At 47.8% G+C, this 21310-nt stretch carries 22 protein-coding genes; 7 read left to right on the top strand and 15 right to left on the bottom strand.

Annotated features, from left to right (window positions below):
* Positions 1-17: 17 nt before the first annotated feature.
* The 3 genes from WCY20_RS02270 (at position 18) to WCY20_RS02260 (ending at position 3111) form a co-directional block, all read left to right on the top strand.
* On the top strand, positions 18-824 hold the full coding sequence (locus tag WCY20_RS02270; protein WP_345976655.1) for a plasminogen-binding N-terminal domain-containing protein: 807 nt from the start codon (positions 18-20) through the stop codon (positions 822-824).
* A 2-nt stretch (positions 825-826) separates the two neighbouring features.
* On the top strand, positions 827-2212 hold the full coding sequence (locus tag WCY20_RS02265; protein WP_345976654.1) for an FAD-linked oxidase C-terminal domain-containing protein: 1386 nt from the start codon (positions 827-829) through the stop codon (positions 2210-2212).
* 62 nt (positions 2213-2274) lie between these two features.
* Complete coding sequence (locus WCY20_RS02260; protein WP_345976653.1) at positions 2275-3111, top strand: YihY/virulence factor BrkB family protein; 837 nt, start codon at positions 2275-2277, stop codon at positions 3109-3111.
* Here the strand turns inward: WCY20_RS02260 and WCY20_RS02255 are convergent.
* The 10 genes from WCY20_RS02255 to WCY20_RS02210 all read right to left on the bottom strand — a co-directional run bounded on the left by WCY20_RS02255 (position 3058) and on the right by WCY20_RS02210 (position 11628).
* Positions 3058-4320 carry a ComEC/Rec2 family competence protein gene (locus WCY20_RS02255; protein ID WP_345976652.1) on the bottom strand — a complete coding sequence of 421 codons (1263 nt, stop codon included), beginning with the start codon at positions 4318-4320 and terminating at the stop codon, positions 3058-3060. The two genes, WCY20_RS02260 and WCY20_RS02255, sit on opposite strands and share 54 nt — an antisense overlap.
* Before the next feature lie 222 nt (positions 4321-4542).
* A complete protein-coding gene (locus WCY20_RS02250; protein WP_345976650.1) occupies positions 4543-5976 on the bottom strand; it encodes a replicative DNA helicase in 1434 nt (477 codons plus the stop codon).
* Entirely contained in the window at positions 5976-7046 is a 1071-nt protein-coding gene (ispG, locus tag WCY20_RS02245; protein WP_345976649.1) for a flavodoxin-dependent (E)-4-hydroxy-3-methylbut-2-enyl-diphosphate synthase, read from the bottom strand. The genes WCY20_RS02250 and ispG overlap by 1 nt, the downstream gene beginning before the upstream one ends.
* 107 nt (positions 7047-7153) lie before the next feature.
* Positions 7154-7555: a type II secretion system protein gene (locus WCY20_RS02240; protein ID WP_345976647.1), complete on the bottom strand. Its 402-nt coding sequence runs from the start codon at positions 7553-7555 to the stop codon at positions 7154-7156.
* 67 nt (positions 7556-7622) lie between these two features.
* Positions 7623-9503 carry a primosomal protein N' gene (locus tag WCY20_RS02235; RefSeq protein WP_345976645.1) on the bottom strand — a complete coding sequence of 627 codons (1881 nt, stop codon included), beginning with the start codon at positions 9501-9503 and terminating at the stop codon, positions 7623-7625.
* Positions 9504-9630: 127 nt separating this feature from the next.
* The gene (locus tag WCY20_RS02230; RefSeq protein WP_345976643.1) at positions 9631-10041 is read right to left on the bottom strand and encodes a prepilin-type N-terminal cleavage/methylation domain-containing protein; all 411 of its coding nucleotides are present in this window, start codon (positions 10039-10041) and stop codon (positions 9631-9633) included.
* 359 nt (positions 10042-10400) lie between these two features.
* Positions 10401-10787: a prepilin-type N-terminal cleavage/methylation domain-containing protein gene (locus tag WCY20_RS02225; protein ID WP_345976642.1), complete on the bottom strand. Its 387-nt coding sequence runs from the start codon at positions 10785-10787 to the stop codon at positions 10401-10403.
* 148 nt (positions 10788-10935) lie between these two features.
* On the bottom strand, positions 10936-11073 hold the full coding sequence (locus tag WCY20_RS02220; RefSeq protein ID WP_345976640.1) for a hypothetical protein: 138 nt from the start codon (positions 11071-11073) through the stop codon (positions 10936-10938).
* A 72-nt stretch (positions 11074-11145) separates the two neighbouring features.
* Positions 11146-11364, bottom strand: coding sequence for a hypothetical protein (locus WCY20_RS02215; protein ID WP_345976639.1), 219 nt, complete (start codon positions 11362-11364; stop codon positions 11146-11148).
* Between the two features lie 36 nt (positions 11365-11400).
* Positions 11401-11628, bottom strand: coding sequence for a hypothetical protein (locus tag WCY20_RS02210; RefSeq protein WP_345976638.1), 228 nt, complete (start codon positions 11626-11628; stop codon positions 11401-11403).
* A gap of 127 nt (positions 11629-11755) precedes the next feature.
* Between WCY20_RS02210 and uvrB the strand changes: the two genes are divergently transcribed.
* Together uvrB and WCY20_RS02200 are read left to right on the top strand one after the other, a co-directional pair.
* A complete protein-coding gene (gene uvrB, locus WCY20_RS02205) occupies positions 11756-13729 on the top strand; it encodes an excinuclease ABC subunit UvrB (RefSeq protein WP_345976637.1) in 1974 nt (657 codons plus the stop codon).
* Positions 13730-13867: 138 nt separating this feature from the next.
* Positions 13868-14671: an ion transporter gene (locus tag WCY20_RS02200; protein ID WP_345976636.1), complete on the top strand. Its 804-nt coding sequence runs from the start codon at positions 13868-13870 to the stop codon at positions 14669-14671.
* A 259-nt stretch (positions 14672-14930) separates the two neighbouring features.
* On the opposite strand, the gene WCY20_RS02195 is transcribed toward WCY20_RS02200, so the two are convergent.
* Together WCY20_RS02195 and pckA are read right to left on the bottom strand one after the other, a co-directional pair.
* Positions 14931-15491, bottom strand: coding sequence for a DedA family protein (locus WCY20_RS02195; RefSeq protein ID WP_345976635.1), 561 nt, complete (start codon positions 15489-15491; stop codon positions 14931-14933).
* A 269-nt stretch (positions 15492-15760) separates the two neighbouring features.
* Positions 15761-17347, bottom strand: a complete 1587-nt coding sequence (pckA, locus tag WCY20_RS02190) for a phosphoenolpyruvate carboxykinase (ATP) (protein WP_345976634.1) — start codon at positions 17345-17347, stop codon at positions 15761-15763.
* Positions 17348-17596: 249 nt separating this feature from the next.
* On the opposite strand from pckA, the gene WCY20_RS02185 reads away from it, so the two are divergent.
* Both WCY20_RS02185 and WCY20_RS02180 read left to right on the top strand, forming a co-directional pair.
* Positions 17597-17947, top strand: coding sequence for a hypothetical protein (locus WCY20_RS02185; RefSeq protein ID WP_345976633.1), 351 nt, complete (start codon positions 17597-17599; stop codon positions 17945-17947).
* Between the two features lie 44 nt (positions 17948-17991).
* Complete coding sequence (locus tag WCY20_RS02180) at positions 17992-18285, top strand: c-type cytochrome (RefSeq protein ID WP_345976632.1); 294 nt, start codon at positions 17992-17994, stop codon at positions 18283-18285.
* Here the strand turns inward: WCY20_RS02180 and WCY20_RS02175 are convergent.
* The 3 genes from WCY20_RS02175 to WCY20_RS02165 all read right to left on the bottom strand — a co-directional run bounded on the left by WCY20_RS02175 (position 18263) and on the right by WCY20_RS02165 (position 21123).
* Positions 18263-19447, bottom strand: a complete 1185-nt coding sequence (locus tag WCY20_RS02175; protein ID WP_345976631.1) for a HAMP domain-containing sensor histidine kinase — start codon at positions 19445-19447, stop codon at positions 18263-18265. The genes WCY20_RS02180 and WCY20_RS02175 overlap by 23 nt on opposite strands.
* Complete coding sequence (locus WCY20_RS02170; protein ID WP_345976630.1) at positions 19410-20081, bottom strand: response regulator transcription factor; 672 nt, start codon at positions 20079-20081, stop codon at positions 19410-19412. Before WCY20_RS02170 ends, WCY20_RS02175 begins: the two co-directional genes overlap by 38 nt.
* Before the next feature lie 64 nt (positions 20082-20145).
* Positions 20146-21123 carry a hypothetical protein gene (locus WCY20_RS02165; protein WP_345976629.1) on the bottom strand — a complete coding sequence of 326 codons (978 nt, stop codon included), beginning with the start codon at positions 21121-21123 and terminating at the stop codon, positions 20146-20148.
* Positions 21124-21310 lie beyond the last annotated feature (187 nt).

The raw sequence follows: 21310 nt of genomic DNA, 5'->3' as shown, positions 1-21310 counted from the left end.
CGTTACGAGGATAGTTTGTGCATAGATTTATACTGTTTTTTCTTTTCCCTTTTTTTCTACATGCGGCTGAGCTCCACCTGCCTGTAAAATCCGTCACTGATAATGGTAAAAGTGCGACTGTAGAGGTCAAGCAGATCGCCAAAGGCGTGCACGGTTTTATCGTGCGCCACTTTACCGATGACCACAGTGTCATCGTCGCCGATGCCTATGTCTCTGAATTTAACGAAGCGACATCGGAAGCGACGCTGGCGCTTTCGGAATATGAAGGGCTGAAGCAGAACTCTCTGCCCAGAGGCAGCTGGCATGTTCAACCGGGCGATGAAGCGATCCTGGCCTTCGGCTATTCACGTGCACTTTTGCTTGCACCCAGCGAAGAGACCTATCATATCATCACGAAAAATATTCATGGTGTCGAATGGATCCACCCTGACAGTTTTGCCACCTACCTCTCCTACCATGCGCATCCGGCACCTGTAAAAGAGGACCTTTCAGGTTATTGTACCCTGGGTGAGATCGGGCTTTTGTATATCTACGCTGAAGATGCCCTTTTCACACTAGATTGTCAGACGATGAGCCTGATCCAGATCACGCCCGTCGAACTTGAAGAAAAAGATATCAAACTGCCTTTCTTCTCACGGGTTGAAAAGATCTCGACCTCATGGTGGGTATGGGGCGAAGCAAGCCGGCCTTTAGAAAGCTATGCGCCCTACTATCTGGAACTGCTGGTAAAACACAACACAGAGTCAAAGCTGCTTTATGACCACATCAAGAGCCTTGAAACAGCGGATAAAAAGCTGCTCAAGAAATTTAAAATCGAGGAATAATCATGTTAGACCATTCGCATATCTACTATTTTGAAAAACTTTTAGACAAAGAGAATGTCTACAGCGATAAAGCCCACATGATCGCCTACTCTTACGATGCGACACGTGCACACTTCGAGCCTGATGCCGTGCTCTTCCCCCGCAACGAAGAGGATGTCAGCGCGATTCTGAAGTACTGTAACGAACACCATATTGTCATCGTTCCCCGCGGTGCCGGCTCCGGTTTCACCGGGGGCGCCCTGCCGAGCAAAGGCGGTATCGTTCTCGCTTTTGAAAAGCACATGAACAAGATCCTCGAGATCGATATGGAAAATATGGTCGCCATTGTACAGCCAGGGGTCATCAATATGGATCTGCAAAAAGCGGTTGAAGCGGTCGGCCTCTTCTACCCGCCGGACCCGGCCAGCCAGAACTACTCGACTATCGGCGGAAATGTCAATGAAAATGCCGGCGGCATGCGTGCTGCCAAATACGGCATCACAAAAGACTATGTCATGGCCATACGTGCTGTCCTGCCAAACGGCGATATCATCAAGGCCGGAAAACGCACCATCAAGGATGTAGCCGGTTACAACATCGCCGGTATCCTGATCGCATCCGAAGGCACCCTCGCCGTCACGACCGAAGTCACGTTGAAACTCCTCTCAAAACCCAAGATGACAAAAACGGCGATGGGGATCTTCGATACCGTCAACTCGGCGATGGAAGCCGTCTACAAGACCATGGCATCGGGTGTTACCCCGGTCGCGATGGAGTTTCTGGACAACAAGACCATCCGTGCGGTCGAACAGACCTACCATAAAGGGCTGCCGGTCGAAGCGGGCGCGATCCTTGTCACCGATGTGGACGGCAACCTTGAGAGCGATCTGGACTTCCAGCTCGCCCAGATCGAAAAGGTCTTCAGAGAAAACGGCTGTACTGATTTCAAGATCGCAAAGAACCAAGAGGAAGCAGCCGACCTCTGGTTCGCGCGCAGACGAGCCTCCCAGTCACTCTCCATCTACGGCAGCAAAAAGATCAATGAAGATGTTACCGTACCGCGTGCGGTACTGCCGCAGCTTCTTAAAGAGTTTGATAAGATCGCTGAGAAATACAATATCAACATCCCCTGTTTTGGCCACACCGGCGACGGCAATGTCCACACCAATGTCATGGTTGACGGCAGCGATGAAGAGCAGGTCAAGATCGGTTATCAGGCTATTGAAGAGGTCTTTCAGGCCACGATCGATCTCGGCGGTACGCTGAGCGGTGAGCACGGCATCGGCCTTGCCAAAGCACCGTATATGAATATGGCCTTCACGGATGAGGAGATGAACCTGTTCAAAGCGATCAAAAAAGCGTTCGATCCGAACAATATCCTCAATCCGAACAAGATGGGTCTCGACTAAGCTTATGCTACGTCTGGAACGGTAGCGTTCTCCAAACCAGTCACCTTGTGCTACAATAGTTTATGCATCTGCCTCAAAGTATAAAACGCAACCATTATTATCGTCACATCCGTTTTTTTCTCAAGAAACTTTTTGATGACGAGCTGACCTATTATGCCTCAAGCCTCAGCTTCTACACCATCTCGACCATTGTCCCCCTGCTGGTAATCATCTTCTCGCTCTTGCCGCGTCTGGAACGTTTTGATGAATATTATGCAACACTGAAGATTTTTCTGATCGAGCACCTGCTTCCCGTGCAGACCGAGATCATCACAGACTATATCGATACCTTTATTGCCAACAGTACGCAACTGGGCATTATAAGTCTCACCGTTACGCTGCTGATCTCCCTGCTCTTTTTTACCAATTTCTCTTACGTTGTAAATAGCATTTTCAAAGCCAAACACAGCGGGTTTTTCAAAACGATCTTCACCTACCTCTTGCTGATCACGCTGATGCCACTGGGACTGGTACTCTCCTTCTACTTCACCAGCACCATCAACCAGTTTGTCAACAGATACCTTTTCGGCAGCGTCATCGAGTTCTCCGCCGTGCTGCCCCACCTCATCGAGTGGCTTATCTTTTTTCTTATCTACAAACTGTCTCCCAACGTCTATGTCTATTACAAATCGGCCGCGATAAGTTCCTTCATCGCCATGCTGATCTGGGCCAGTTCCAAGGCCGCCTTTGTCTACTATGTCTTTTTTGCCAAAGCGACCAGCACCATCTACGGTCCTTTCGCTATATCCATCTTCTTTTTGACCTGGATCTATCTCTCCTGGATCATCTTCGTCTACGGATTGCGGCTATGCTACCTGATAAACCGTAGCTACGGATACTCCAGAAGCCACCAAAAGTAGAAGATAGAGCATCTTTTTGCTGTAGAGTGCGCTCAGAGCCAAAAGCAGATAAGGTGCCAGCCAATACAGTGGCAGTTCAAAATGGATGCCGTTGATTTCGTTCACCAAAAAAAAATCCAGCACGCCGTCCATGGCCGCACCATATCCTATTGCGTGCAGCATAAGCGCTGACGGGTAGAAGAGTGTAAACAGAATACTCCATACAACCGAGAGCGGATGGTAGAGACTGTAGTTTCCAAAAACTGTCAGAGCGATCGGTGTCATCATCAGATAGACCCATACCGGGACAACGAAAAGAGTGAGATATTTTGAGAGCTCAGAAAAATAACGCAGGTATAAGAAGATAAAGTAGACCCCGCCGATCGAGAGCCAGAGTCCCACTGAAAAAAAGAGCCTCGGCCACAATGAAAGCAGCAGCACCAAGGTGATAAACAAAGTCTGCATCGAGACGATCTTTACTCCCCTGTCGTGCAAGAGATAGGCAACGATCAACATCACATACGCACGAAGCAACGAAGCGACATCCCCCAGAAAAAAAAGGTAGCTGCCCAACACAAAGGCAACGATGATAAACAGGTCGCGGTTGCGGTGCCTATAGGGGAAATAGCACTGCTGCAAAAGCCGGTACGGCCATCTCAAAAGTGCGAATAAGATCAGGCTCAATACGCCCAGATGGAACCCGCTGATCGCCAGCAGATGCGAGACACCCAGATAGGAAAACCGCTCCTGCAAGGCGCGCCCAAGCGGCAGGGCAAGAAAAAGTGCCCCGTAGATCCTCCCTGCCTCGATGCTGACATGGTTTTCTTGTAAGGTCTCGCCTAGGCTATACCGTTTCTCTTTCATCCGCTCGACTGAGATGATACGCCCTTTTGCAGCAAAGCCCTTAAGATAATCGTAAAAACCGATGTGCGCCGTATGGAGCCATGTCGTTACCCGATACCCGACCAGGTTTTTCAAGACCGGCTTCGATGTGATATAGAACTTGGCACCGTCACCGCTTAGAAGCTGCAATACATCATATTTCTTTCCCTCTTTGACCTTTGTATAGTGCTTTAGAACCGTTACCTCTATAACCGCATCATCAAACTGCGTGAGTTTGGCGTAATGATAAAACTCTGCAGCAAGGGAGAAGAGCAGAAAAGAAAAAGCGAGCAGAAAAAAGTAGAGGTATTCACGACCTCTCAAGAGCGGCGGCGCAGACAATATCACTGTAGGTCCCAACCTTCGATCAAGCTGAAAATATTATAACCAATATTGTTTTATTTTGTTTAAATAATAGTGAAAATTTCTCTTAAAGAGAAGGGATTTAAGAGTTTTAGATTTAGTGTAGATTGTGCCGAAGTCAGGCCGAAAACGCACTGCTGTGCGTAGAATGTCTGCCTTCGGTGCAAGATGCGCTGATACCCGAAGGGGCAGACCCAGCTGGAACTTTTAAATAGTCGGCATCTCTATGTTCATGTTCGCCGAAGTGGTGTCGACGTTTTCATACGCAACTTCAACGGCACCGTAGGCCGGTCTGTCGACAAAGCGGGTCAGTTTTTTCTGGAAGAGAAGCTTAACATGCCCTGTCGGTCCGTTACGCTGTTTGCCGATAATGATCTCGGCCTCCTCTTCCTCTTTTTCGACGTAAGTCGGGGTAAACTCTTTCCCTTCCGCCTTTGCCGCTTTTTCGCGCTCCTTCTCCTCTTTGTAAAGGTAGACATCGTCGCGGTAGACGAACATAATGATATCCGCATCCTGCTCGATCGAACCCGACTCACGGATATCGCTGAGCATCGGACGCTTGTCGTTGCGCGACTCAAGCCCGCGGTTGAGTTGGGAAAGGGCGATGATCGGCATCTCAAGCTCACGGGCCAGCATCTTCAGCCCGCGCGACATCTCACTGACCTCGAGGTGACGGTCTTTTGTGCCCGTGCCGCTCATGATCTGCAGGTAATCCACAACGCAGAGCTCAATCTCGGGATGTTTTCCTTTGAGCTTGCGCAGTTTCGAGCGCAGCTGATTGATGTTGAGTGAGCCGTGATCGTCCACGAAGAGCTTGGAGTGCTGCATCTGTTCGACGGCCTTGTTCAGACGGGACCACTGGTCATCATCCATGTCGCCTACGCGCAGTTTCTGCAGACCTACAGAGGTCTTGATACTCAAAAGACGCAGCATCAGCTGCTCGGCCGGCATCTCTAGTGAGAAGAAAGCAACTCCCTTACCGTTGTCAAGAAGATTCTGGACGATATTTAGCGCAAACGAGGTCTTACCCATGGCCGGTCTCGCCGCCAAGATGACAAGGTCACCCTTACCGAAACCGGTCGTCATCTTGTTGAGTTCTTCAAACCCCGTATCGACCCCGACAAGCACTGTGTTGCCGCGCGCCTTCATCTCTGCGATATAGTTCATCGTGTCGATCGTCACCCGGTCGGCGTCTTTGAAGTCGCTGCTCTGCGAGTCCTGGGTGATGGCATAGAGCTTTTTCTCCACCATATCGACAACTTCACTGCTGGGGAGCTCCTCTTCGAGCGTCACCCGCTTGATCTCTGTAGTCAAGGTCAGAAGATGCCGCTTGAGTGCCTTGTCCTTGATTTCTTTGACGTACGCCGTGGTGTTGGAGATAGGGTTTGCTGAAAGGATGTCCAACATCACCGCTTCATCGAACTTCTTCTTCTGGCTCAGCTCTTTCTTGATAAACTCTTCGTCGATCGGTTCATCCCGGTGCACCAGTGTTGCGATCGCCCTGTAGATATCCTGGTGTGCCGGCAGATAGAAATCGTCTTCTTTTAGAATATTTTCAAGGTCATCGAACTGGCTCGGCTCAAAGATAATCGAGCTAAGGATGGAACGTTCAAATGCCAGGTTATAGAGAGCTTCTTCCATCACCCCTCCTTCTCAATCTTGTCGGCCATCTGTTCGACCTCGGTGACGAAGCGCTCGACAAGTTCCTTCTCATCCAGGTTTGCCACCACTTCGCCTTTGACCATTACCAGCCCCTTGCCTTTGCCGTAAGCGATCGCCACATCCGCATGCGCCGCTTCGCCGATGGCGTTGACAACACACCCCATGACCGAGACGTTGAGCGGGGTTTTGATATGTTTGGTGCGTTCTTCGATCTCGCTGACCGCACTGACCAGATCCGCTTCAATGCGCCCGCAGGTCGGGCAGGAGATGATGTTAAGCCCTTCGGCCGCAGCTCCACTGTCTTTCAAGATAGCACGACCGACGTTGATCTCCTCTTCGAGCTCTCCAGTGATCGAAACACGCATCGTATCACCGATGCCATCAAGCAGCAGCGCGCCAAGGCCGATGGCGCTTTTGACCGTCGCATGGAAGATGGTCCCCGCCTCGGTTACACCGAGGTGGAAAGGGTAGTCATTTTTAGGGCGAAGCATCCGGTAGGCATCAACAGTGCGCTGCACATCGGACGCCTTCAAGGAGACCTTGATGTCGGTAAATCCGAGATCTTCCAGAAACTTGATATTATATTCGGCTGAAGCGACCATCCCCTCCGCCGTCTGACCGTATTTGTTCTCAAACTGCTTTTCCAGAGAACCCGCATTGACCCCGACACGGATCGGGATATTACGTTCTTGACACGCCTTGACGATGTCTTTGACCCGCGACTGATCACCGATATTGCCCGGGTTGATACGGATACAGTCCACCACTTCTGCGGCAACAAGCGCCAGTTTATAGTTGAAATGGATGTCGGCGACCAGCGGTAAAGAGATCTGCTCTTTGATGCTTTTAAGCGCCAGCGCATCCTGCATGTCCGGCACTGCGACCCGTACGATATCACAACCGGCAAAGTGCAGACGGTTGATCTGTGCCACGGTCGCTTCGACATTGTGTGTCTGCGAATAGGTCATCGACTGTACGGAGATCGGAGCATCCCCGCCGACGGCGACATTACCGACATATATTTTTTTGGTTTTTACACGTTCAATCATAAAGAGATTTTAGCGCGAAGCGCGTTAGAGAGAGTTGAGGAAATATTTAAAATGAAAATACCGTTCTTTAAAATAATTTTTCAGTTACTGACATATAAAAATCACTATTAATAGGCGACTTTTGTCTCTTTAAACACACGTGTCCCTACCAGTTGGTTCATAGCAGCTATCCCGATTGCCGATGCGCAATGAGCACCGTCTCCGATGCTTGAAGTGACTGTAATACCATCGTCTACACCATCGCCATCAGAATCTGCAGCTACAAGAACAAAGCAATCACCTGCTACGACAGCATTTGTAGCACCGACATCCAAAGTACCTGTTGCTGTATAGTGAGACCCTATATCCTGAATAGCAGTAGCCAGGTTCATTGCTGCACGTGATCCTTTGGCATCATCTCTTGTTGCAGCGAGTGTTGTCATAGCGACACCTGCCAAGATACCTAATATTACAATGACGAATATCATTTCTATCATAGTAAAGGCTGTTCGTTTTGCGATAAAGCTCATGACAAATCTCCTTATACACGCTGTCTATGCTTTATACTACCATAAGTATCGTAGAATTCATCAATTTTCACATAAATTCTATAGGGTCCATATCGATCTCGGCTAATGGCGTTTTACTGCGCATAAGAGCTTCAATTAATTCTGTACTTTTTTCTGCTCTTAACAAGATCTGAAAACGGTACTTGTTGGCGATTTTCTCGATCTGTGCAGTACCAAAACCGATGACTTCTACAGCTGTAAAACGACGTAAATTTTCGACCATTGCCATCATATCTTGTTCTGCTTTATAGGCATTTTGATGCGCGAAAAGCACACGTGACAACTTCCTGTACGGCGGGTAAAGCGCTTGGCGGAAAACTTTTTCATCCTCGAGGAACTGCTCGTAGTTATTGAGATACGGTTCAAAAAAATCTCTGTTGTAACTTTGCACCAGGACTTTGGCTGCTTTTTTACGACCGCTGCGTCCTGCTATCTGTATGAGTAACGACAGCGCCTTCTCCCGGGCACGATAATCACTCATATTAAGCTGGTTATCAAGCCCCAGGATCACCGCCAGTGTCACGTCATGGTAATCGTGCCCTTTAGAGAGCATCTGCGTACCGATCAGCAGATCGATCTCTCCCGCATTGAAGGCTTTGAGCAGTTTTTTGAGTTTGTTTTGTGTACTGACGGCATCACGGTCAAACTGCCCTACCCTGATCTGCGGGTGGTTCTCTTCGAAAAAACGGACAGCCTCCGCTGTGCCCAAACGGTTTGAGGTCAGCATCTCATGGCCGCACTTCGTGCATTGTGTCGGAATTCTTTCCGAAAAATTACAGTAGTGGCACTTAATGGCATTGCTTTTATGATGCACACTCATACCGACACTGCAATAGGGACACGAGTGGGTATGACCGCAGGCTTCACAGATCAGATACTTGAAATTTGCCCGTGTCGGAACGAAAAGCATCGCCTGTTCATCTTTGGCTTTTGTTCCCACAATGGCAGCTTCGACGTTTTGCGTGATCTCCTCTCGCGAAGACTCAAAAAAAAACTCTCTTGTAGCGGTATAGTGGCCGCCTTTCAGCCTGTAGTGGGGAAACTTCACGTAGGAGCTCATCGATGGTGTCGCGCTTCCCAGGACGACAGGAACCTTGTATAGCTGCCCCATATAGATTGCCATATCCCGGGCATTATAGCGCGGACGGGCGTTGGATTTGTAGCTGTCATCATGCTCTTCATCCACCACGATCAACCCCAGATCTTCCACCGGTAGAAAGAGCGCCGAGCGGGCTCCGGCAATGATCTTTGCCGAACCGTTATAGATGCGCTCAAGAAGCTTCTTCTTCTGCACCTTGGTCACCTTGGAGTGCCACATCACTATGGCATCGCCGAAATGCTCTTCGAGGCGGATCTGCATCTGCGGCGTCAGAGAGATCTCCGGCATCAGAAAGATCGCTCGTTTGCCCTGTTGTAAAATATCTTCAAAATAGCGCATGTAGATCTCGGTCTTGCCGGAACCCGTGTCACCGAACAGCAAAGCAACAGGATGCTGCTGCAAAAACGTTAACGCATCATCTTGTTTCTTTGAGAGGACTATGGATGTATTATTCTGCTTTTTCCTTTCTTCCCCATTCTCCATTACCGATTTACCATTTACCGTGCCAACGGCACACTCTTCACTTAAAAAAGGGACAAAAAGGTTCAAGGCTTCGCCGAGAGAACAAATATAATACTCTGAGATAAATTTTGCGGTCTTGATCTGTTTAGGAGAATAGTAGTTTGACGTCAGTGTCCCGATCTCGCTCGTCTTGAATTCCGGGATTTCACAAGCCTGTACGACAACACCGGTCAACTGACGGTTGCGAAGTGATACATTAACCTCATGCCCAACGGCAATGACACTTTGTGATTGGTAGGTTAGCGGTTCAAGGGGGGAGTTGAGCAGTGCTATCTTATAAAAGTACAAATATATCCTTTTGCAGACATATTATACTTCAATTTTGAAAAGAGAAAAGAAAGGCAAAGAGAATATCTGCTCAATTTTTTATGATCGTCAAATTCCAAAAGGTTTTTGCCCCTCACAATTCTCAACACTAATCAGTTAATTTTGAGCAGTATGAACCTGAAGTACATTCAAACTTTCCGGTAGCTTGTGTATAAGTAAATACATTTGACTCACCTTTTATCTTATACGTATAGCTTGTCCCTCCACCGCTCCAGTGACCATCACCCGTACCAGCTGTTATGCCGTACATCATCACACCGTCAAAAAGTTTGTTAACAGACAACTTATCCGGCGCGATGAAACTGTGTTCACCTTTGACCAACCGCGCTTGTCTTTCTGAAACGATCCCCGTACGAATGGCGGCAACATCGGAACGCCCTTTAGAGATCATTGCATCATCACGGGTAACAGCCAACTTAGGAACAGCTATTGCCGCCAGTATGCCCAGAACTACGATCACAAAAACAAGTTCTATCATCGTAAATGCACTTTTTTTCATAATTCCACCTTATTTATATAAAATTATTATATCACACAATCAAAGTTTATGTTGCTTATCTCAATCGCATATGCTAAAAATCGATTGTCAGCTCTTCAAACACGATACGCTGATTCACGCATTAAAGAAGAAACGTCTGTTTTGCATAAAAACATAAGAAACAGTTAGCTGCCAGAGGGAAACAGACAATTTACAGCTGTCATAAAAAAGATCAAGAGGAGTTTTAGCAGTAACGGCAAAACCGTACAGTAATAGAAAGTATCAATGTGACAGGCGTTATAAACAGAACGCTTCTAAAAAACAATCATCATTGCAATGTCAAAAAACAGGATGAGAAAACTCTCATCCTTCTATACATATTAGTATATTACGTTCGATCCACCGAAACTATGTGTTTTAATTAGACCTTTTGCAGTTGCTTTTGTATTCGCATCTACACAATATGCTAAAGCTGCATCTGGACCGCCACCTGCAACACTAAGATCACCACTTGCTGGGTCTGCTGCAGAAATTACAAAACAACCAGCGTTTGCATTTACACAAGCTGCTGAAGTCAGGTCTGTTGTTCCTGTTGCTGTAAATGCACTACCTGCATCTGCAATACATGTTGACAAGTCTGTTAGTGCACCTGATGTTTTGGCATCATCACGAGTCGCTGCAAGTTTTGGAATAGCAACGGCTGCCAAAATACCCAAAATAACGATAACGAAGATCAATTCGATCATTGTAAAACCAGCTCTTTTCATAAAGAACTCCTTAAATCAAAATATTTGGCTACTCTTGTAACCTGGCCATTATTATGGATCAAATTTTCTTATGTTCAGCTTAGAAGTCAGGTTTTACACCTATCTTGTACAATTATGTTCCAGCATCCCATTGGACTCCCTGCTAAAACTAACGCTCCATACCGCGGCTCATGTACGCCAATACAAGGGCTACAACAACAAGCGCCCCGAACATGATCAGCCAGATCGTAAGATCGGCACCTCCTACCATACTTTCAGTCATTTGTGTCGGATCTGTTGCTTTCATTTTCTCTCTTTTTTAATTTTCAAACTGCCATTTGCTTTATCGTCTTGCTGACGCGGAGAGGCGCATAAGACCTTATCTTTCCAACTTTTCAACAAGCGCTTTCATCTCTTCGTCCTGCCTGAAAAGCTCCGCATTTTTTCGCACATAGGCATGAAGAAGGGTTTTAGCGTCGTTGTTGCCTTCGATATTGAAATCTTTTTTCATCTGTGCTGTCAGATAGCGGGCAAATCCCTCTTCCAGCTCGATGTCAAAACGGCTGCCGTTGATGGTGAGAGACACTTTCTTGCTCATCTAACTTCTCCCATCCAAACTTGTATCATCTTCTGTTCAGCCCAGGATGCTTTCGATCTTATTGACGATCTCTTCGATCTCGCGGTCTTTTTCTGTCAGTTCGTCCTGCATGCGTGACAAAACGGCCTCTTTTGATGCATTTTCAGATTTCAATAGGTCGATCTGCTCCTGCAGCTGCGCATTTTTCATACGCAGTTCATCGTACGTTCTCAGCATCTCGCTGACTTTTTGGCTAAGTTTCTGAAGGGTGGTTGACTCTTGCATCTATTCTCATTGCTGTTGGTTTCGTTTAGCTATAATTTTATCATAAAAGAGAATAAAACCGTGTGGGAAAAAGTAAAATGATATTTAATAGTATCAATTTATTTAGACACCATACAAAAGGCAAAAATTGGCTGACTTCAGTGTAAAGACCGAGTTTGAACCGACAGGCGATCAACCGAAAGCGATAGCGGCACTTTCAGAGAGCATTACAAAAGGGAACCGTTACCAGACCCTCGAAGGGGTGACCGGAAGCGGCAAGACCTACACGATGGCGAAGGTGATCGAGAAGGTGAAGATGCCGACTATCATCATGACTCACAACAAGACCCTTGCTGCACAGCTCTACAGTGAGTTCAAATCCTTCTTTCCGAACAACCATGTCGAGTACTTTATCTCCTACTACGACTACTACCAGCCCGAGGCCTACATACCCCGCCAGGACCTTTTCATCGAAAAGGACAGTGCCATCAACGAGGAGCTGGAGCGGCTCCGCCTCTCCGCTACGGCCAACCTGCTCTCTTATGATGATGTCATCGTCATCGCCTCCGTCTCGGCCAACTACGGTCTTGGAGACCCGGAAGAGTATGAGAAGATGGTGCAGAGCATTGAAGTGGGCGATGAGATCTCGCAGAAGAAGCTGCTGCTGCGTCTCATCGACATGGGCTACGCCCGCAACGACACCTATTTCGACAGCGGACACATCCGCGTCAGCGGCGATGTGATCGACATCTTTCCGCCCTACATGCAGGATGAGGCCGTCCGCATCGAGTTCTTCGGCGATGAAGTGGAGGCCATCTACACCTTTGAAGTCATTTCGAACAAACGCCTTGAAGAGCATAAGCGCTTCACCATCTACGCCACCAGCCAATTTACTGTCGGCCAGGAGAAGCTCTCCGTCGCTGTAAAACGTATCGAAGAGGAGCTTGACGACAGACTCGACTACCTCCTCAAAGAGAACAAACTTGTCGAGGCACAGCGGCTTAAACAGCGCACCGAGTTTGATCTGGAGATGCTCGAGACGACCGGTATGTGCAAGGGAATCGAGAACTATTCCCGGCTTTTTACCGGCAAAAAGCCTGGCGAAGCGCCCTACACCCTGCTCGATTACTTTGCCCTTCACCATGACGAGTACCTGATCATCGTCGATGAATCACACGTCTCCCTGCCGCAGTTCCGCGGCATGTATGCCGGTGACCGCAGCCGTAAAGAGGTCCTGGTCGATTACGGTTTCCGCCTGCCGAGCGCGCTTGACAACCGTCCGCTCAAACTCGACGAGTTCATCAACAAAGCGCCCCACTACCTCTTCGTCTCTGCCACCCCTGCGGAGTATGAGCTGGAGATCTCAGCCACACTGGCCCACCAGATCATCCGTCCGACCGGGCTGCTCGACCCGGTTATTACCATAAAGGACTCCGATAACCAGGTCGAAGATCTGCATGACGAGATCAAAAAGACCGTTGCCAAAGGAGACAGGGTGCTTGTCACCGTGCTCACCAAGAAGATGGCGGAGGGGCTGACCAAGTATATGGCCGATCTTGGCATCAGGATCCAATACCTCCACTCTGACATCGATGTCATTGAGCGTAACCAGCTCATCCGCGGCCTGCGGGCGGGCGAATACGATGTTCTGGTCGGGATCAACCTGCTGCGCGAAGGGCTTGACCTGCCGGAAGTGAGCCTGGTCGCCATTCTCGATGCCGACAAAGAGGGCTTTTTACGCTCTGAAACAGCCTTGACACAGACCATAGGACGCGGTGCACGTAATGCAAACGGACGTGTCATCTTATACGCCAAAAAGATGACAGGCTCTATGCAGCGCGCCATCGACAAAACAAATGCACGCCGTGAGGTGCAGATAAACTACAACAAAAAGCACGGTATCACCCCGAAAACGGTCAAACGTCTTCTCGATACCAACCTTAAAGTCGACGACGCAGGCGAACTCTATGCAAAAAGCAAAAAGGCAGACAAGATGCCTAAGGCCGAACGTAAGAAACTGCTCGACGAGCTAAACCGTAAGATGAAAGAGGCGGCCAAAAACCTGGAGTTTGAAGAGGCTGCAAGACTGCGCGACGAGATCATGAAGATCAAGAAGCTGTAGCATACTGTCACGCTGAAGCGATAATCCGCGGCGCCACGGCCTGCCCCATCCGACCTCTCTGCAACGCTAGCAGGAATGCCTGCCCGTTAATCTTCGCACGATAAAATTCCGTTAAATATTTTCTGCAAAGGGATAACCGTGTATTCAACACTCAAGCAGTTTGTCGACAGCTCAGGTTTCAAAAACTTTATCATCGCGCTGATCATCATCAACGGCATCACGATGGGGTTAGAGACCTCCAAGGTGATCGTCAGCGGTTACGGCGCTTTTCTGCATTTTTTCGATATCGCCGTCATCACCGTTTTCACCCTTGAGATCCTCTTGAGGATCTATGTCTACCGGGTCGATTTTTTCAAGGACCCGTGGAGTCTCTTTGACTTTTTTGTCGTCGCGATTTCGCTTGTTCCCGTTTCGGCCGGGTTCGAGATACTCAGGGTACTGAGGGTGCTGCGTCTCTTCAGGCTGATCACCGTCGTACCTCAGATGAGAAAGATTGTTATGGCGCTGCTGAGTGTCATACCCGGCATGGTCTCGATTGCCGGGCTGATGATGCTCTTTTTCTACATCTTTGCAATCATGGTGACCAAGCTCTACGGGGAGACATTCCCTCAGTGGTTCGGTACGCTGGGCGAATCCTTCTACACGCTTTTCCAGATCATGACGCTGGAGTCCTGGTCGATGGGGATCGTCAGACCCGTCATGGAGACATACCCCGGTGCCTGGGCCTTTTTTATCCCCTTCATCTTCGTCGTGACCTTCATCATGGTCAACCTGATCGTCGCAATCGTCGTCGATGCGATGAGCATCATCAATGCTGAGGAGGAGGCGCACATCATCAACGAGGTTCAGACAACCGAAGATCACACCAAGACAGAGATACAAAGGCTAAGGGTGGAGATAGGAGAGCTCAAAGCCATCATGCTCGAAGCCGCCAAAAAATAGCCCCTGTTTTGGGGCGAACATGAATTAAGTAAAGCGTAAAGCGTAAAGCGTAAAGCGTAAAGCGTAAAGCGTAAAGCGTAAAGCGTAAAGCGTAAAGAAAGATAGCGCAGCGCATCTTTCAAAAGTCTGAACTAATAAAAGTTTCAGATTGGGTGCAGATTGTGACGAAGTGAACCCGAAGACGTACATCGGTACGTCGAGCGGTAAACTCCGGTGCAAGATGTGCCGATACCCGAAGGGGCAGACCCAGCTAGAATTTTTATCGTTTTTTCGTCGCCCACGACATATAGAACCAGATACTTCCGCCCAAAATGACAATGATGATCGGTGCAAGATACGGTTTATCCGCAACCGCTTCATAGCCGCTCATCAACACATTTCCGGCTAAATAACTTCCAAAACCGACAACCAGAGTCCATATGATCGTCGCAAAAAAGTTATGTATCGTAAACCTGCCAAATGGATACTTCGTAATCCCGATAGCCAGCGGGATCAAGGTCTTGATACCATAAACAAACTTCTGCATATAGATGACCCATCTACCGTGCTTTTTCATCAAAAGATGCGAAAGTGCCAGTTTACGGCGATGCCTGCGCAGATAGTTCATCATCTCGTTTTTGTGATAACGCGCCATATAGAAAAGCAGCGTATCACCGATAAAATTGGCGACAAAGGCAATGCCCATCGCCAGGCTGAGATCCATTTTCCCCTGTGAAGCCAGAACGGCTGCCGCCATAAGGGCTATAAAACCACCGCCCAAAGAGTATAAAAACAGACCTATATAACCATAGGTCACGAGGTTAGAGAGCATATCTTCCATAATAATCCAAAAAATTCAGTTGCATGATTATAGCTAATTATCGGTTTGCGAAGATGATTCGTGTTAAGTGTTAAGTGTTAAGTGTTAAGTGTTAAGTGTTAAGTGTTAAGTGTTAAGTGTTAAGAAAGATGGCGAAGCTCATCTTCAAAAAAACTGAGCTTGTAAAAGTTTCAGATTTGGTGCAGATTGTGCAAAACGTTTAGCCGACTGCGCACTGCTGTGCGCCGAGAGCTAAACTTTTGTGCAAGGTGTGCCGAAGCTGGAACTTTTTAAGAGCCGACTTTCGGACCTGCTTGTGAATAATCGAATTCACTGTCTTCCGTCATATATTTTGTAAAGTTGTTAATAAACATCTCCGCAAGTTTGTCACGCTGAGTATCGAAGGCATCTTTATCTGCCCATGCATTGCGAGGATTCAGTACGTTTGGATTGATGTCACCCAGTGTTTTCGGTACTTGGAGGCGGAAGGTCTTTGTCGTATCGAATTCGGAGTTGTTAATGCTGCCGTCAAGGATAGCATTGATACAGGCGCGTGTATCTTTGATGCTCATGCGCTTGCCGACACCGTATGCACCGCCGCTCCAGCCTGTATTGACCAGGTAGACCTCGACGTTGTGCTTGTCGATCTTCTCACCGAGAAGTTTTGCATAGACTGTCGGATGAAGCGGCAGGAACGCCTCACCGAAACAGGCAGAGAATGTTGCGACCGGCTCGGTAATGCCGCGTTCTGTCCCGGCGACTTTTGCCGTGTACCCGCTCAGGAAGTAGTACATTGCCTGCTCTTTTGAGAGTTTAGAAACCGGAGGGAGAACACCGAAGGCATCCGCCGTCAGGAAGATGATCTTTTCAGGGTGACCCGCCATCAGCCCCTCTTGGTGGTTCTCGATATGTTCGATCGGATAAGAGACACGGGTATTTTCTGTTTTGGAACCGTCATCGTAGTCAACCAGGCCGTCCTCGTCATAGACAACATTTTCCAATAGCGCATTTTTGCGGATAGCCGCATGAATCTCAGGTTCGCTTTTAGGATCGAGGTTGATCACCTTGGCATAACAGCCGCCCTCGAAGTTGAACACACCTTCGTCGTCCCATCCATGCTCATCATCACCGATAAGCGCGCGGTTCGGATCGGTAGAGAGTGTTGTCTTTCCTGTACCACTCAGACCGAAGAAAAGAGCCGTGTCACCGTTTTTGCCGACATTGGCAGAACAGTGCATCGCCATCTTCCCCTCGAGCGGCAGCCAGTAGTTCATCATCGAGAAGATACCCTTTTTCATCTCGCCGCCGTACCAGGTACCGCCGATGATCGCTACATTCTCTTCGATATTGAAAAGGACAAAGACATCGGAATTGAGTCCCATCTCTTTGTAACGTGCATTGGTCGCTTTACAGGCATTCAGTACCGTGAAGTCCGGCTTGAACCCGTTAAGTTCGCTCTCGGTCGGACGGATGAACATGTTTTTAACAAAATGCGCCTGCCATGCGATCTCGGAGATGAAACGTACATTGCGTTTACTCGCAGGCGAGGAACCGGTAAAAAGGTCCATCACATATAGATCTTTGTCAGAGAGTTGAGCTGTGGCAATTTGATAGAGCTCGTCGAAATGCTCTTTTGTAATAGGCTGATTGACATCACCCCAGGCAATATATTTGTTTGAAGGCTCTTGATCCACAAAGAACTTGTCTTTAGGGCTGCGTCCGGTAAAGATACCTGTGTCGACCATGGTCGCACCATTTTCTGCCAATGCGCACTCACCGTTTTTCAGTTCGTGATCAATCAGTTCGTCATAGCTTAAGTTGTAAAAGATATTGCCACTGTTTTGGATGCCTAACTTTTCAATCTCTGCGGGGTTCATCGTTTTTGTACCTTCTTTGAACAATAGTTACATTAGTGTAATCGTCACACTGTTTGCTTTCGCTTAAGACAAACACCGTTCTTCAGACACTATTGAATTTTGAATGCGCAATTATACTCTTAGTAACCATAAATTGAAAATAAAGATCCGGACTTAAGTCTATGATCGCTAAATAAACCCGTTTTTTACCTTCACAATCGCTCCACGATCACATTTTACAATGAGACAGTTCAAAAAAGGAGTTTCATCATGAAAACAATTCAAAAGACAGCTAAAACACTTTTAGTCGCATTGATGCTTACATCGGCCTTCGGCTCGGTACTTCATGCCGATGCGGTAAAGGGACAAAAGTATTACCTTAAGAGTCTCAAAAACAAATTCAGTATGAACGGGACACAGTTTGCAGGTCAGCACACCCAGGATGAGTGGGAAGAGCTTTTTGAGAACCGAGGCGAAGGCTTTATTCAAGAGTACTCGCTCAAGTACCCCAAAGCGGAAAAGTTCCTGCAAAATCCAAAGAGCTGGAAAAAGTTGCAGCATGTTCGCGACTTTGCCGTTAAATACGGCAGTGACTCGGGCAACGTACCGAGTTGCGGATAAGTTGATGTCAACCATCCGACCAATAAAATAACAAAGGACAAACAATGAGAACACTACTACTGATCATGGGCATAACAACACTCTTGGGTGCTGCCGACGGTGCAGCCCTGTTTAAAAAATGTACCTCTTGCCACGGGGCTGCAGGTGAAAAACATGCGCTCAATAAAAGCAGAATCATCAATGAAATGAGTAAAGAAGAGATCGCTGCAGCACTGAAAGGATACAAAGCAGGTACCTACGGCGGCGCGATGAAGGCCTTGATGAAAGGTCAGATCGCCGCCTACAGCGACGAACAGATCGATACGGTCGCAGCCTTTATCGCTGCCAAAAAACAGTGATGCCGGTCCCCTTTTGGGGGCCCGACTCCACCTCAACCTTAAATCCATACTCCTCTACAATAGACGCAACGATATGCAGTCCTATCCCAAAACCGCCGACACTCTTGTCAAACCTGCTGTAACGCTCAAAGATCTGGTTCAGTTTTGACGGGTCTATCCCTTTTCCGCTGTCACGGACCTGGAGTTTGCTTTCATCCAAAAAAACCTCGATAGTGCCGCCCCTTCTGTTGTACTTGACGGCATTGGAAAGCAGGTTGTCGATAATACGAATGATCTTGCTCCGATCGGCAGTGAGGGTGCAGGCAGAGAGCCTCAGCCTGACGTCAAGCTGCTTTTGGGCAAAGTGGTCGCTGAAATAGGTGATGCGTTCCTGCACTATCTCTTCCATCTGCAGCGGCTCATCTACTGCCGCGACCTTATGATGCAAAATAAGGTAGGTAAGATCTTCGTAAATAGAAGCGATGGTTTTGGCTGCGATATCGATACGCCGTATCTTTTTACGCGTTTTCTCGTCGAGCGCGGCAAGGTCGATCGTCTCGACATTGGTCACAATGGTACTTACCGGCGTATTAAGTTCATGGGTCGTGTCTTTGATAAAATTATCCAGCAGGACGACCGCTTCGCGCATCGGACGGATAAAAAGACGCGAGAGGGCGATTCCGAGAAAAAGCAGTACGGTAAAAAGCATACCGCCGTATAGCAGAAAGTTCATCCACATCGCTTTCAGCCACAGTCCGTCATCCCTGGTCTCAAAGCCCAAAAGCATCCCTTTCATCCCATATGATCCCATTGCCATGACAAAATGGATCTGATCACCTTCTTTATAGATGCCCGGAACGAACTGCTTAAGCGGCAGATCGAAGTATGAGACTACAGCGGTACCGTTTTTTGTATAGATGGCCGTATGATACGCAATATCGATCGGGAAAGCCTCTTTATTACCCCTTTCACCTTTCCATGCCATCAGCCTCGGGATATAACTTTCGGCTTCTAGCTGCATCGACAGGCGATGGGTGGAGAGCATCAGCTCTTTAGAATAGCTATGATAGATCGTACCGATCAGCACTAAAATAAAAAGCGCCATCACCCCGTACAAAAGGACGAAGGCACGGAGCGTTCTGTTTTCAGCGAAATTGATACCCGAGTCGTTTGTGGCTGACAATGCGTTCCTTTCCCAGAATCTGTCGCAGATGTTTGATGTAGGTACGAAGCGCATCGTCGCTTGGCATTTCATCAAAATCCCACAACTGCTCTTTGATTACCTCATGAACGACCAACTCCCCTTTTCGCTGTATAAAAAGTTTTAGCAGGCGGTTTTCCTTGTCCCCGAGGGTGACCATCTCGCCGTCTTTATAAAGTGCCAATGCGGCGGTATCATAATAAAGATTCTCTCCCAACTCAATCCGGTTGCTGTTGTCGTGATGAAATGTGCGTTTGAGCAGATTTTCAATGCGCAGAAGAAGCTCTTTAAGAGCAAAGGGCTTGCGGAGGTAGTCATCAGCTCCGCTCTCAAACCCGTCTTCAAGGTCGGCCAAAGCACTGCGCGAGGTAAGAAAAATCGCGGGGGTCTTCGTGCCTGCTTTTCGTGCCGATCTCAACAGACTGAAACCATCCACCCCGGGGACATTGACATCCAAAAGCAGCAGGTCAAACGGTGTCTCATAGAGTTTCTCTTCCGCCTCATCACCGTCAAAGACAGAAACAACCTCATACCCCTCTTCTTCCAAAAATTCGGTGATCGTCTCATTGAGAGCGCTCTCATCTTCCAAAAGAAGCAGTTTGGCTTTCTTACTCATCTCAGCATCCCGAAATGGGTAAAGAGAACAAATGCAATCATACCTGAAATGGGGGTTGTACTGTTCATTCCCTATGCCCTTCAATGTATCTTTTCACAGTTTCCGCAATACGGTGCATCTCCCCTATCCCGTATCGCTGATCAATGGGCAGTGCATGTACGTACTTTGTCAGTTTCTCTTCAACGGTATCCGGCCGACCCACATAATCCGACACCTCTTTCCAGTATATGGCTACATAGATTTTCTGTGCGATCAGGTATTCACGAAGTCCTTCGATTTCGATTAAAAGGGGATAGACCATTGGGCCCGATATCTGAGAATATGCGATCTCCAGGGTGTTGAATGTTTTAAGTTCATTGTGCAGGTATAAGAAGTTACGTTCGCGAATCAGCTTGGCTTCTTCATAATCAACACCTGACAACAGGGCGCGGGTCAACCTTGACATTTTTTTCAGAGGAAGACCACGCAGGCTCTCATTATGTTTAATATATTCCATGTAAAAGGAGGAGGCGTCCATATCGATCCCGCCAAGCAAAGCGTGGCAGCGGTCATATGAACGATCTTCTTCAAGCGCTTCATCGAGCAGTGGCTCGGTATAAAGATAGCCGCCGTCAGGTACGCCAAAAAATTTTCTCGGCGAATAATAAGTGTCAGTATGTTTGAGGGGCCTTTTATAAAAGGCCTGTGTATTGTCAACGATCAGCTGTCTGCCAAACAGCTCCGCCAACGTGTCGACATACGTGTTTTTGACTCCGAAATAGTTAATATAGAGTATCTTTTCACCTTCGAGTAGCATATCCGGACGTATATCGGCGATCTCCAGTTTGGCGTCGATGGAATAAAAGCGGTAGGTTATACCAAGTGTTTTGATAGGCTCAATGAGCGTTTCACAGATAAAATAGGGAATGTAAACGGTTCTGATTTTTTGGGCCAACAGTATATATTTGATGGCATTCCTGCCACTGTTTACCTTGATCGCATCATCATAATATTCGGTGGCTCGATGAAGCTCCAATCCAAAAAATCCACCTATCTCTTTCATCCCTCTATCCTTTGCTGATAGGCGTATAGCCACTTTTGATATGAAGTCCATGCTTCGTCTTCAGCTATGACAATAAAGAGGCCCGGGACAAACAGATAACAAACGGTTCATATCCGTTTACACAGAGTCTGACCCCATCATAGCGAAAATAACAGTTTAACGTAAAATTTCTGATCGCCGATAGTCT

The sequence above is a fragment of the Sulfurimonas sp. HSL3-7 genome (assembly GCF_039645985.1).
GTDB lineage: Bacteria > Campylobacterota > Campylobacteria > Campylobacterales > Sulfurimonadaceae > Sulfonitrofixus > Sulfonitrofixus jiaomeiensis.
The sequence above is the reverse complement of the archived record's forward strand: the minus strand, read 5'-3'. Positions and strand labels throughout refer to the sequence as shown.